Below are 12059 nucleotides of genomic sequence, written 5' to 3'. Positions count from 1 at the left end.
ATCCCGACCTGTTGCCCAACCACCCCGACAGGAGCAAGCTCTGCGCTCAGCCGCACCGCCCACCCAGCGGCGTGGCCGCCTCAAGCGGATGCCTCAATGCCGAGGCCTCAATGTGGAGGAACGACCGATGACCCCGCAGTCCCACGCCCTTGAGCTGACCCCCGAGGAACGCGAGGCCGGTCTCGACGCCGAGCAGCTCCGCCGCCTCGTCGGCCTCGTCGAGCACGACCCCGCCACGGACCCGTTCCCTGTCATCGCGCAGGACGCCATCGTGTTCGTGGTGGGCAACGCCACCCAGACGGCCCACTTCTACCAGGCCGTCTTCGGCATGGAGCTGGTCGCCTACTCCGGCCCGGAGAACGGCCGCCGCGACCGCAAGGCCTTCGTGCTGCGCTCCGGCTCCTGCCGCTTCGTGATCAAGGGCGGCGTCTCCCCCGAGAGCCCGCTGCTGGACCACCACCGCCGGCACGGCGACGGCGTCGTCGACCTGGCCCTGGAGGTGCCGGACGTCGACAAGTGCATCGCGCACGCCCGCGCCCAGGGCGCCACCGTGCTGGAGGAGCCGAACGACGTCTCCGACGAGAACGGCACCGTGCGCCGCGCCGCCATCGCCACCTACGGCGAGACCCGGCACACCCTGATCGACCGCTCCCGCTACCACGGCCCCTACCTGCCGGGCTTCGTGGCCGCCCAGACCCGGGTGACCCGCGCCGCCGGGCACCCGAAGCGGCTGTTCCAGGCGCTGGACCACGCGGTCGGCAACGTCGAGCTCGGCCGGATGGACGAGTGGGTCGGGTTCTACAACCGCGTCATGGGCTTCGTGAACATGGCCGAGTTCGTCGGCGACGACATCGCCACCGAGTACTCGGCGCTGATGTCCAAGGTGGTGGCCAGCGGCAACCACCGGGTGAAGTTCCCGCTCAACGAGCCGGCCATCGCCAAGAAGAAGTCCCAGATCGACGAGTACCTGGAGTTCTACGGCGGCCCGGGCTGCCAGCACCTGGCGCTCGCCACCAACGACATCCTCTCCACCGTCGACATCCTGCGCGCCAACGGCGTGGAGTTCCTCGCCACCCCCGACTCGTACTACGACGACCCGGAGCTGCGCGCCCGGATCGGCAACGTCCGGGTCGAGGTCGAGGAGCTGAAGAAGCGCGGCATCCTGGTCGACCGCGACGAGGACGGCTACCTGCTGCAGATCTTCACCAAGCCGCAGGGCGACCGGCCGACCGTGTTCTTCGAGTTCATCGAGCGGCATGGCTCGCTCGGCTTCGGGAAGGGCAACTTCAAGGCGCTCTTCGAATCCCTGGAGCGCGAGCAGGACCGCCGCGGCAACCTCTGATCAGCACCCCCGATCGGAGCACGCACGGCGAACGGGCCAGTCGGCGAACGGGCCAGGAGGAGCAGGACGATGGCGTACTACCGGCAGCTGGGCAGCATCCCGCCCAAGCGGCACACCCAGCACCGCACTCCCGAAGGCGGGCTGTACTACGAGGAGTTGATGGGCGAGGAGGGGTTCTCCTCGGACTCCTCGCTGCTCTACCACCGGGGCATCCCCTCGGCCGTCGTGGACGCCGTGCCGTGGGAGCTGCCGGACCAGTCGACGGTGGCCAATCACCCCCTGCTCCCCCGGCACCTCAAGCTGCACGAGCTGTTCACGGGCGAGGAGTGGAAGTCCGCCGACGTCGTGGGCAGCCGCCGGCTCGTCCTCGGCAACGGCGACGTGCGGATCTCGTACGTCGCCGCCGGGGCTCCCAGCGAGCTGTACCGCAACGCGCTCGGTGACGAGTGCGTGTACGTGGAGGCGGGCACCGGCACGGTCGAGACGGTCTTCGGCACGCTGGAGGTCGGCCAGGGCGACTACGTGATCATCCCCCGGGCCACCACGCACCGCTGGGTGCCCACCGGCGGCGAACCGCTGCGCGCCTACTGCGTCGAGGCGAACAGCCACATCTCCCCGGTGAAGCGCTACCTCTCCAAGTACGGCCAGCTGCTGGAGCACGCGCCGTACTGCGAGCGGGACCTGCGCGGCCCGGCGGGCCCGCTGCTCGTCGAGGGCACGGACGTCGACGTGCTGGTCAAGCACCGCGGCCCGAACGGCGTCGCGGGCACCCGGTACACCGTGCCGCACCACCCGTTCGACGTGGTCGGCTGGGACGGCTGCCTGTACCCCTACGTCCTCAACATCCGGGACTACGAGCCGATCACCGGCCGGATCCACCAGCCGCCGCCCGCGCACCAGGTGTTCGAGGGCAACGGCTTCGTGATCTGCAACTTCGTGCCCCGCAAGGTGGACTACCACCCGCTCTCGATCCCCGTCCCCTACTACCACTCCAACGTGGACAGCGACGAGGTCATGTTCTACTGCGGCGGCGACTACGCGGCCCGCAAGGGGTCGGGCATCGCCCAGGGCTCGATCTCGCTGCACCCCGGCGGCCACACCCACGGCCCGCAGCCGGGGGCGTACGAGCGCAGCATCGGCGCGGAGTTCTTCGACGAACTCGCGGTGATGGTGGACACCTTCCGGCCGCTGGAGCTGGGCGAGGGCGGCCGGGCCGGCGAAGACGGCAACTACGCCTGGACCTGGGCGGGCCGGGGGCCGGCGCGATGAGCGCGATCCCCGAGCTGTTCCAGGGCCTGTTCGACGACGCGGCCGTGTTCCCGCCCGGGAACCTGCCGCTCGCCGAGGCGGTGCCGGCCCACCGGGCGCACCGGCTCGCGTGGTACGCCGCCGCGGTCGGCCCGCTGCTGTGCGGGGCGGGCCGGCTGGGCGAGTTGGCGGCCGTGCCGGATCCGGCCCGGTCCGCCGGGCCGCTGCGGGTCGGGCTCGTACTGCCGGGGGGCAGTGCGGAGCTCGGCCCGGCCCTCGCCGCCGCCGCGCCGTTCGAGGTGGCCGGCGTCGAGCTGGCCACCCGGGACGCCGGCGAGGCGGTCACCGCGCTCGACCTGCTGCTGCCGCCGGACGTCCCGGCCGCCGTCGAGCTGCCGCGCGAACTGCTGCGCGGCGACGGCCTGGACGAGGCCCTGGACATCCTGGTCGACAGCCCGTACCGGGCGAAGTTCCGCACCGGCGGGGTGGTGGCAGGCGCCTTCCCCGACGAGGAGGAGCTGGCCGGCTTCCTCACCGGCTGCGCGCGGCGCGGCCTGCCGTACAAGTGCACCGCCGGGCTGCACCACGCCGTCCGGCACACCGACCCGGCCACCGGCTTCGAGCACCACGGCTTCCTGAACGTCCTGCTGGCCGCCCAGGAGACCGACCGGACGGCCGCCGCCGAGGTGCTGGCGGAGCGCTCGGGCGCCGTCCTGGCCAAGGCGGCCAGCGCCCTGACCGACCGTCAGGTTACGGTGATCAGGAACTCGTTCACCGCGTTCGGCACCTGCAGCGTCGCCGAGCCCCTGGACGACCTGGCCGCGCTCGGCCTGCTGTCGCCCAGCCCCATGCCCCAGGAGGACCGTTGAGCACCCCCCGCAGCTGGCTCGCCAGCGCCCAGGACTCGCCGTTCGGCGTGCACAACCTGCCGTACGGCGTCTTCACCGCCGCCGGCCGGCCGGGCCGGCGGCGGATCGGCGTACGCGTCGGGGAGTTCGTCCTCGACGCCGGGGCCGCCGCCCGCGCCGCCGGGGCGCCGTCCGTGCTGCTGGACGCCGAGAGCCTCAACCCGCTGCTGGGCGCGGGCCGGCCGGTCTGGACGGAGGTGCGCGCCGCGCTGACGCGCTGGCTGACCGACGAGTCCTACCGGGACGCGCTCTCGCCGCTGCTGCTGCCGGTGGCCGAGGTGGAGCTGCACCTGCCGTTCGAGGTCGCCGACTACGTCGACTTCTACGCCTCCGAGCACCACGCCACCAACCTGGGCCGGATCTTCCGCCCCGGTTCGGAGCCGCTCACCCCCAACTGGAAGCACCTGCCGATCGGTTACCACGGCCGGGCCGGCACGGTGGTGGTCTCGGGCACCGCGGTGGTCCGCCCGCACGGGCAGCGCAAGGCCCCGGCCGACCCGGCGCCGTCCTTCGGCCCGACCCGCCGGCTGGACATCGAGGCGGAGGTCGGCTTCGTGGTCGGCACGCCGTCCGCCCTCGGCACGCCCGTCACGCTGGACGGCTTCCGCGAGCACGTGTTCGGCGTCTGCCTGGTCAACGACTGGTCCGCGCGGGACATCCAGGCCTGGGAATACGTGCCGCTCGGCCCGTTCCTGGGCAAGTCCTTCAGCACCTCGGTCTCCCCGTGGATCGTGCCGCTGGACGCCCTGGAGGCGGCCCGGGTCACGCCGCCGGCGCGGGACGTCGAGCCACTGCCCTACCTGGACGACCGCGGCGGTGAGCCCTGGGGCCTGGACCTCGCGCTGGAGGTCCGGCTGAACGGGCACCAGGTCTCCCGCCCGCCGTTCGCCTCGATGTACTGGACGGCGGCGCAGCAGCTCGCCCACCTGACGGCCAACGGCGCCTCGCTGCGCACCGGGGACCTCTTCGCCTCGGGCACCGTCAGCGGCCCCGAGCCGCAAACCCGCGGCGCCCTGATCGAACTGACCTGGAACGGCGAGCAGCCGCTCAAGCTCCCGGACGGCACCACCCGCACCTTCCTGGAGGACGGTGACGAGGTGGTCATCACCGCCACCGCGCCGGGCCGCGACGGTGCCGTGGTCGGCTTCGGCGAGGTGACCGGCCGGGTCGTGCCGTAGCACCGGCGCGCAGGAGTCCGTCACGGAGGCGGCGCCGGGTGCCCGGCGCCGCCTCCGGCCCGTCCCGGCCGGCACCCGGGCACCCGCCGCGGCGGACCCGCGCCACGGGTACGGTGACGGTGGGATCTTCACGACGGACAGCGACGACGAACGGGAGCGGGCCCGATGAGCGCAGAGGTGCAGGCCTACCGGGACGGCGGTGTCGGGCGGATCGTGCTCGACCGGCCGAGGGCGATCAACTCCCTGACCCACGACATGATCACGGCCGTCCGGGCCGCACTGGAGGGCTGGGCCGCGGACGACGCCGTGCGCGCCGTGGTGCTGACCGGCACCGGCGAGCGCGGTCTCTGCGCGGGGGCGGACATCCGGGCCCTGCACGACGACGCCAAGGCGGGCGGCGCCGGCGCCCGGGCGTTCTTCCGCGCCGAGTACGGGCTGAACGCGCTGATCGCCCGCTACCCCAAGCCCTACCTCGCGGTGATGGACGGCATCACCATGGGCGGCGGCGTCGGCCTCTCCGCCCACGGCAGCGTGCGGATCGTCACCGAGCGCTCCGTCGTGGCGATGCCGGAGACCAGGATCGGCCTCGTCCCGGACGTCGGCGGCAGCCGGCTGCTGGCCCGCGCCCCGGGCGAGACCGGCACCCATCTCGGGCTCACCTCGGGCTCGATGGGCCCCGGCGACGCGCTGTTCTGCGGCTTCGCCGACCACTTCGTGCCCTCGGCGCAGATCCCCGGGCTGCTCGACGCCCTGACCCGGGACACCGACCTCACCGCCGCCGGTGTCACCGCCGCCGTGGCCGGGCACGCCGCGACCGCACCGCCCGCCGCGCTGGCCGCCCAGCGGGAGTGGATCGACGCCTGCTACGCGGCCGGCACCGTCGAGGAGATCGTCGAGCGGCTGTTCGCCCACGGGCTCCCGGAGGCCAAGGAGGCGGCCGAGCAGCTGCTCGGCAACGCGCCGACCGCCGTCAAGGTCACCCTGGCCGCGCTGCGCCGGGCCCGCGCCCTGCCCTCGCTGGAGGCGGTGCTCGACCAGGAGTACCGCGTCTCCTGCCACGCCCTGACCACGCCGGACCTGGTCGAGGGCATCCGCGCCCAGGTGGTCGACAAGGACCGCAGCCCGCGCTGGTCCCCGGCGGACCCGGCCGGCGTCACCGAGGCGGACGTCGAACGGTTCTTCGCCCCGCGCGAGGGCGACGAACTCGGCCTGGCCGGACCGGCGCGGTCCGCCCCGGTCCGGCGGCCGAGCGGTCCGGCCTGCGGTCCCGGTACCGTCGGCGCCGCCCCGGCGGACTCGTGACGACCGTCTCGCATGGCAAGACTGGCGCGGGACGGGGCACGTCGGAGATCGTGGGGTCGTCAGGGCGCACCCGGTGTGGTGCCGAGCAGCGGAATGGGAGTCAACGGCGATGACCGAGACCTACGAGACGATCCTGGTCGAGCGCAAGGGCCGGGTCGGGCTGATCACGCTCAACCGGCCGAAGGCGCTGAACGCGCTCAACACGCGACTGATGAACGAGGTCGTCGCGGCCGCCACCGCCTTCGACCGCGACCCGGAGATCGGCGCCCTGGTGATCACCGGCTCGGAGAAGGCCTTCGCGGCCGGCGCCGACATCAAGGAGATGCAGGGCAACCGGTTCCCCGACGTCTACCTGGACGACTGGCTGGGCCCGTGGGACCGGCTCGGTGAGCTGCGCAAGCCGGTGATCGCGGCGGTGGCCGGCTTCGCCCTCGGCGGGGGCTGCGAGTTGGCGATGCTCTGCGACATCCTGCTGGCCGCCGACACCGCGAAGTTCGGGCAGCCGGAGATCAAGCTCGGCGTCATCCCCGGGATCGGCGGCTCGCAGCGGCTGACCCGCGCCGTCGGCAAGGCCAAGGCGATGGAGCTCTGTCTGACCGGCCGCATGATGGGCGCCGAGGAGGCCGAACGGGCCGGCCTGGTCTCCCGGATCGTCCCCGCCGACGAGCTGCTCGCCGAGGCGCTGGCCACCGCCGAGAAGGTCGCCCAGATGTCCACCCCCGCCGCGGTCATGCTCAAGGAGAGCGTCAACCGGGCGTTCGAGACCACCCTGGCCGAGGGCGTCCGCTTCGAGCGCCGGCTGTTCCACGCCGCCTTCGCCACCGCCGACCAGAAGGAGGGCATGGCGGCCTTCGCCGAGAAGCGCCCGCCGGAGTTCACCCACCGCTGACCCGGCCCGGGCGGGGGCGCGGCCCGCCGGCCGCGCCCCCGCCCGTCGGTTCCGGGCCTCCCGGCCGGTCGTCAGTCCTCCGCCACCGCCGTGGTGTTGAGCCTGGCGAACCCACTGCGGCTGGCGGCCACCACGATCCGGTCACCCGCCCCGAGGCGGCGGGTGCGGTCGGCGTAGTTCCAGGTGTACAGGTGCGGCCGCTCGGCGAGTCGGACGGCGAGCACCCGGACGCCGCCCGGGTCCTCCAGGTCGTGCCGGTTCATGCCGACCAGCGCACCGCCCTCCTCCGCCCGCAGCTCCGCGATCAGCAGCACGTGCCGGAACACCGAGAGGGTGCCCAGCACCTCACGCCCCATCAGGGCGGCGGCGAAGGCCGGCGCGGACAGGTAGGAGACCGAGCGGGACGCCGCGTTGTCCAGCGTCGCGTACACGTGCCGGGCAAAGTTGTCGTCGAACAGCCGGACCACCACCCGGACGTCCGGCTTGCCCGCCCGCGCCTCCAGGGCCGCCTCCAGATTGGTGGCGTCGTCCCCGCTGACCGCGACCACGGCGCGGCTGTGCTTCAGCCGGGCCCGGCGCAACTGCTCCTCCAGCGGGCCGTCGTCGACCACCACCGGCACGCCCAGGGCCCGGACGGCGGAGATGCCACGGGCCTGCGGATCGCGCTCCAGGCCGACCACCGGCACGCCCAGGCCGTGCAGTTGGGCGACGACCCGGGTGCCGAGGTTGCCCAGCCCGGCCACGATGACGTGGTCCCGGGTGCCGACGCCGGGGTTGCGGGGCTGGCCCCGGCGTCCGGAAGCGAGCACCTCGACCATGATCGCGGTGGCGACCGGGGCGAAGGTGATCCCGCAGAAGGTGATCACCACCTGGGCGACCCGCTGCCACGTCCCGCCGGTGCCCGTCCCGGCGGCCGCGTCGGCGTGCTGGTCGGGCTGGGCCGCGCCGGCCAGGTCGAGCAGGGAGACGTAGAGCGACCAGCCGAAGTCCCGGTTGAGGTACCAGAGCAGGCCGAAGGCCATCAGCACCGCCGCCAGCGCGGTGATCAGCACCAGCCGGAGCCGGGCGCTGGTGAAGTAGCGCAGGGTGTCGAGCAGCCGCCAGCGCAGCCGGCGCGACCAGCCGATCCGGATCGGCGGCTCGCTCGGCAGCGCCTGCAGGGCGGCCACCCCGCCGGGCTCCTGCGCCGGCCGCTGCTCCTGCTCGTGCTCCTGCTCCGTGGCGCGGGCCGGGGCCGGCTCCGGCTGCCGCTCCGGCCGCGCGGGCGGTTCCTGCACCGACGCGGCCGACCTGCCCGGCTCGCGCCCGGCGCCCTCGGGGTCGCCGGCGCCGGTGGTGCCGGGGTCGCCGGCGTCGCTGCCGGTGTCGGGGCCGGCGACCGGCGCGCCGGCGCGGATCCGGCGTACCGGACCGTCGTCACCGAACGCGCTGGCCAGCCGGACGAAGGGCGCCGAGTCCCCCTCCTGCTCGGGCAGCAGCCGGATCCGGCTGAGGTCCTGCCGGTCGATCCGGTCGGCGACGACGCAGATCCGGCTGGAGTCGATGTCCTCGTCGTAGGCGATGTGCAGGAAGCGGTCGCCGACCTGGACGGAGTTGGGCCGGGACAGTGCGGCCGCGGCGAAGGCGGGCGCGGCCGTGGCCGAGCCGGAGAGCGCGGTGCCGTTCCTCAGCAGCCGTTCGATGTTGTCGCCGAGCCGCTGGTTGAACATCCGCAGCACGATCCGGATACCGGGGTTGTGGTCCTGGGCGCTGAGCGCGGTGTGGATGTTCTCCTGGTCGCTGCCGTCGACCAGGGCGATCCCGCGCGCGGTCTCGACCCGGACGGCCCGCAGCGCCTCCTCGGTGACACTGCTGTACTCGACCACGGCGGCCACCCCGGGCAGCTGCTCGATCTGCGGCGCGTGGTCGCGGGTCCGGTCCGGGACCAGCACCACCACGGGCACTTCATAGTGTTCGACGAGCTCGACGGCCAGCCGGTGGGCGAGCGCGTTGCCGCCGCACACGATGTAGTGCTGGCTGATCGGCTCGACCGGAGGGGTCCCCCACCCTTCAGAAGTCATATCGCCGGATCATATCGACGGCGAGTGATCGGGGGATGTCGTTCCGGTGTCCGAGGGGCCATCAGTTCCATCCCCCGAACGGGCGAACCCGACAGGCGGCGGGCGACTCCCGGGACGATCGTCAGGAGTGTCCTCTGCCCGTCACAAGCCGCCAGGAGTACGCCGCCGTGGTCTCCCCGATCATCACCCCCAACGGTTCCCCGGTCCAAGGCCCGCTCGGGCTGCTCGCCAAGGCCGCCTGGCAGGTGCTGCTGGTCGCCGGGCTGGTCTCGCTCGCCCTCGGCGTCATCGTCTTCGCCTGGCCGAAGCAGACCCTGATGGTGGTGGGCGTGCTGTTCGGCCTCTACCTGCTGGTCATCGGCATCGTGCAGCTGGTCGCCGCCTTCGGCACCCACGCCACCACCGCGATGCGGGTGCTGGCCTTCATCAGCGGAGCGATCTGCGTCCTGCTCGGCCTGCTCTGCTTCCGCAGCGCGGTGCAGTCGCTCCTGCTGCTGGCGATCTGGATCGGCATCGGCTGGCTGTTCCGGGGCATCACCCAGCTCGTCGCCGCGATCTCGGACGACGACATGCCCGCCCGCGGCTGGCAGGCCTTCGCCGGTGTGGCCAACACCGTGGCCGGTGTGCTGCTGATGGTCTGGCCGGTCGGTTCGATCACCGCCCTGACCGTCCTCGCCGGGTGCTGGCTGCTGATCCTCGGCCTGATCGAGATCGTGACGGCCTTCCAGGTCCGCGGCCGGGCCAAGCAGATCCCGTCCGGCGTCTGAACCGCGGCTTCCGCTTCCGCTGCGACTACGGCTGGGGCTACGGCTGGGGGGCGTAGCCGATCACGAACTCCGCCGTCCGCAACCACTCGGGGGTCAGCCGGAGGCCGGTGAGCTCCTCGCCGAGGGCGAAGGCCGCGGTGGTGGTCCGGTCGATCGCCCGGTCCTCGGCCGTGCCGAGGTCGAAGCCGACCCCCGCCAGCAGCTCCGCCACCGCGTCCGCGTCACTGCCGTCCCGCTCCGCCGGGAAGAGCGGCTCGAAGTGCAGCCGGTTCCGCTCGCCCTCCTGCCAGTGGAAGTGGTCCACCGCGTTGACGTTGCGGAAGTGCGAGACCAGCCGGGTGCCCTCGGCGAGGCCGGGCAGCAGCCCCCACATGCTCCCGAGGTAGCCGTTGACCTCCAGCGCCACCGCCCAGCCGTCGAGTTCGGCGACCGCGACGACCATCAGCTCCTCGTCCTCGCGCCCGCGGAGCGCCTCGTCCCCGTCGTCGCCGTCCCCGTCCTCATCGTCGCCGTCCCCGTCGTCGCCGTCCTCGTACCGCTCCCAGGCGGCCAGGACCTGCTCGACACCGGTGACCGGCCGGCCGGGGGCGGCCCCGAACCGGCGGAGCAGCTCACCCCCGGACGTCGCTTCGACCATGGTCAGGCAGTACGCCTCCAGGATCGGGGCGAACTCCTCGGTTTCGAGCCAGGCGTAGTCGCTCGCGTGTGCGGTCATGCCGGAGATCCTGCCACCCGCCTGCGACAACTCCCCGCCGCGCCCACACCCGGGTCCGGCGGCTCCCCGCGCCCGGTGCCGGCGGCGGGTCAGCTCCAGACCGGCGCGTCCGTGCCCCAGCGGCCCGGCGGGCGCGACCAGTCCGTGGGGCCGCCCTCGTAGGCGAGCGGCGGCAGCGCGTACCGCAGCCGGCCGTACGGGGAGTCCGTCCCGACCACCCACCGCTGCGGGTCGTACGGCTCCGCGAGCGCCGGGCCGGGGGCGGCGGGCGCGATGCCGTGCTGCAGCCAGGAGGCGGTGCCGGCCAGCGAGAAGCGCAGGTGGCGGCCGCCGGGGCGGTCGGTGCGCTGATCGGTGAGGGCGCGCAGGACGCCGGCGGCGATCAGGTAGCCCGTCCCGTGGTCGAGTGCCTGGGCGGGCAGCACGCCGGGGCGCCCGTCGGCACCGGCCTCGGTGGCGGCGATGCCGACACCGGCCTGGACCAGGCTGTCGAAGCCCCGGCGCCCGGACCAGGGACCGGTCCAGCCCCAGGCGCAGAGCTGGGCGACCACCAGGGCGGGACGGCGTTCGAGCAGGTCGGCGGGCGCCAGGCCGAAGGCGTCCAGGACCCCGGGGCGGTAGCCGGTGACGACGACGTCGGCGGTGGCCAGCAGCTCCTCGAAGACCGCGCGGTCGCCGGGGGCGGCGAGGTCCAGCCGGGTGGAGCGCTTGCCGAAGCCGGTGTCGGCGTGGGCGTCCTCGGCCTCGGGCAGCCGGGTCGGGTCGACCCGCAGGACGTCGGCGCCGAGCAGGGCGAGGGAGCGGGTCGCGACGGGCCCGGCGATCACCCGGGTGAGGTCGAGGACGCGGACGCCCTCGGCGGGCAGGGCACCGGAGCCGAGCGGACGGGCGGCGGCCGCGCCGACCACCCGGGTCTCGACCAGGGGGTGGGTGGTGCCGGTCACCGGCGCGACCGCCACCGCGAGCGCCCCCGCCTCGTAGGCGCGCTCCTGGATCCACTCGCCCGGGTGCTCGCGCAGCGTCCCGGCCAGCCGCTCGGGGCCGGTGTCGGCGGGCAGTCCGAGGGCGGCGAGCAGCCGGGCCCGGTGGTGCGGGTAGTTGGCGTGGGTGCGGACCCACCCGTCGGCGCTCGGCCAGAAACCGGAGAGCGGGGCGAAGCTGACGGGGGTGCGGCCGTCGATCCGGAGGTGGCGCTCGCTGACGAAGGCGGTGGCCACCGCGCCCTGGTCGACCCGGACCTCCGGCACCGGGCCCCCGGCCCGCAGCGCGGACAGCTCCCCGGCAGCCAGCGAACAGGCGGCGACGGTGGCGCGGGCCAGCTGCCGGACCGGCAGCCGGGCGGGCAGGACGCCGTCGGGCCCGTGGAAGGAGACCCGCTCCAGCAGCTCGGCGGGCCCGCCCAGGGCGGCCCAGGCGTGCGCGGTGGGGCCGTCGTGCGCGGTGGGGCCCTCGTGCACGGTGGGGCCACCCGGGGCGGTGGCGTCGTCGTGCGGGGCGGGCCGGCCGGCCTCGGGAATCGGACTCTCTGTCATGTTCGCATTCTGCTCCCGTTCTCAGCTTTTCGTTTAACCTCGCACGTCACCCGACCTGCTGATCTGCGGTTCTTCCCGGGACGGCGGAGGCGGCCGTTCTCCACGCTTCGAGATGTCG

General features: G+C 74.0%; 10 protein-coding genes. 7 read left to right on the top strand and 3 right to left on the bottom strand.

The annotated features are described in order from the left end of the window. Positions 1 to 127: 127 nt before the first annotated feature. The 6 genes from hppD (at position 128) to ACIQTO_RS30635 (ending at position 6867) form a co-directional block, all read left to right on the top strand. Positions 128 to 1342, top strand: a complete 1215-nt coding sequence (gene hppD / locus ACIQTO_RS30660) for a 4-hydroxyphenylpyruvate dioxygenase (protein WP_402394811.1) — start codon at positions 128 to 130, stop codon at positions 1340 to 1342. Between the two features lie 69 nt (positions 1343 to 1411). After that, complete coding sequence (locus ACIQTO_RS30655) at positions 1412 to 2611, top strand: homogentisate 1,2-dioxygenase (protein WP_402394808.1); 1200 nt, start codon at positions 1412 to 1414, stop codon at positions 2609 to 2611. Beyond that, the gene (locus ACIQTO_RS30650; protein WP_402394806.1) at positions 2608 to 3459 is read left to right on the top strand and encodes a hypothetical protein; all 852 of its coding nucleotides are present in this window, start codon (positions 2608 to 2610) and stop codon (positions 3457 to 3459) included. Before ACIQTO_RS30655 ends, ACIQTO_RS30650 begins: the two co-directional genes overlap by 4 nt. Further along, positions 3456 to 4676 carry a fumarylacetoacetase gene (gene fahA / locus ACIQTO_RS30645; protein ID WP_402394803.1) on the top strand — a complete coding sequence of 407 codons (1221 nt, stop codon included), beginning with the start codon at positions 3456 to 3458 and terminating at the stop codon, positions 4674 to 4676. The genes ACIQTO_RS30650 and fahA overlap by 4 nt, the downstream gene beginning before the upstream one ends. A gap of 165 nt (positions 4677 to 4841) precedes the next feature. Further along, positions 4842 to 5978: an enoyl-CoA hydratase/isomerase family protein gene (locus tag ACIQTO_RS30640; RefSeq protein ID WP_402394801.1), complete on the top strand. Its 1137-nt coding sequence runs from the start codon at positions 4842 to 4844 to the stop codon at positions 5976 to 5978. Positions 5979 to 6087: 109 nt separating this feature from the next. Then, positions 6088 to 6867 (top strand): enoyl-CoA hydratase, encoded by a 780-nt coding sequence (locus ACIQTO_RS30635; RefSeq protein ID WP_402394799.1) that lies wholly within the window; start codon positions 6088 to 6090, stop codon positions 6865 to 6867. Between the two features lie 71 nt (positions 6868 to 6938). Here ACIQTO_RS30635 and ACIQTO_RS30630 read toward each other — a convergent pair whose 3' ends face one another. Further along, complete coding sequence (locus tag ACIQTO_RS30630) at positions 6939 to 8927, bottom strand: NAD-binding protein (RefSeq protein WP_402394796.1); 1989 nt, start codon at positions 8925 to 8927, stop codon at positions 6939 to 6941. A 167-nt stretch (positions 8928 to 9094) separates the two neighbouring features. Here ACIQTO_RS30630 and ACIQTO_RS30625 point away from each other — a divergent pair, with 167 nt between their 5' ends. Beyond that, a complete protein-coding gene (locus ACIQTO_RS30625) occupies positions 9095 to 9694 on the top strand; it encodes an HdeD family acid-resistance protein (RefSeq protein WP_402394793.1) in 600 nt (199 codons plus the stop codon). Positions 9695 to 9731: 37 nt separating this feature from the next. On the opposite strand, the gene ACIQTO_RS30620 is transcribed toward ACIQTO_RS30625, so the two are convergent. Beyond that, the gene (locus tag ACIQTO_RS30620) at positions 9732 to 10409 is read right to left on the bottom strand and encodes a DUF6461 domain-containing protein (protein WP_402394791.1); all 678 of its coding nucleotides are present in this window, start codon (positions 10407 to 10409) and stop codon (positions 9732 to 9734) included. A gap of 89 nt (positions 10410 to 10498) precedes the next feature. Continuing rightward, positions 10499 to 11941, bottom strand: a complete 1443-nt coding sequence (locus tag ACIQTO_RS30615; RefSeq protein ID WP_402394788.1) for a CoA transferase — start codon at positions 11939 to 11941, stop codon at positions 10499 to 10501. Positions 11942 to 12059: the final 118 nt, after the last annotated feature.

It is taken from the genome of Kitasatospora sp. NPDC091207, assembly GCF_044768625.1.
Lineage (GTDB): Bacteria > Actinomycetota > Actinomycetes > Streptomycetales > Streptomycetaceae > Kitasatospora.
This window is presented reverse-complemented; position numbering and strand designations above follow the sequence as displayed.